At 39.4% G+C, this 790-nt stretch carries 1 protein-coding gene; it reads left to right on the top strand.

All coding sequences use genetic code 11. The annotated features are described in order from the left end of the window. A partial coding sequence (locus TX77_RS13890; RefSeq protein ID WP_044505094.1) for a hypothetical protein occupies positions 1–287 on the top strand: 287 nt, incomplete at its 5' end. Between the last annotated feature and the right edge of the window lie 503 nt (positions 288–790).

Raw genomic sequence — 790 nt, 5'->3', positions numbered from 1 at the left:
AGGTTGCTGGCATTATCGATTTCGAGAGTGCCCGTGGCGGATCGTCGGAAATAGATTTTACAAAAGTTAATCGAGATATTTGGGAAGTCAATCCGAGAACAAAGATACCGTTCATTGACGGATATCAATCGATTCGACCTATGCTGGCCCTGGAACAAGTGCTGCCATTTTATAATATTTACGATGCTTTCAGTGCCGTTGTTTGGTGTAAAAACAGAGGAATCGAAAAAAATCAAACATTCCTTCAAGAAAATATTGTTGTTTTAAGGAATTCGGTAGGTTATTGAGTATAGTTGTTTTCGCTTGGAATGCTCACACATTGGTTGTATACGTTTCGTAAGAAAAGATGATGTAGAACTTAATCTGCAACTAAACCCAGTCGAATCTCGGCTGGGTTTTTGCTGTGGATTTGTATTATAAGCATGAGAAACCGGGAATGAGAAAGGGGAGAGCAAGTTCCCGCTGATCCTTAGATTGAACCTTTAATAATTCGTACAACAATCAGAAAACCTTGCTGTTACTGGGTTTGTTCAATCCACTTTCTATTACCTGATCATTTTCAACTAAATTTTAAAATGAAAACGCTTTACAACAAAATTGAAAATATGTTATAACAACATTACGACATAATCAATTTGTGAAAAGGAGAGACCAAATGCTTGACCGTAGCAAGAAAGGCAGCCCGCTTTATTATCAGCTCAAGGATGTCATCTTAAAGCAAATTGAAGAGGGGGCGCTGCTGCCGTCCTCCGGCAACTCCTTCATTAATAGGACACGGCGAACGAAGCTG

This window comes from Megasphaera massiliensis (assembly GCF_000455225.1).
In the GTDB taxonomy this organism is placed as follows: domain Bacteria; phylum Bacillota; class Negativicutes; order Veillonellales; family Megasphaeraceae; genus Megasphaera; species Megasphaera massiliensis.
Note: the sequence above shows the minus strand (reverse complement) of the source record. Positions and strands in the feature narration are given on the sequence as shown.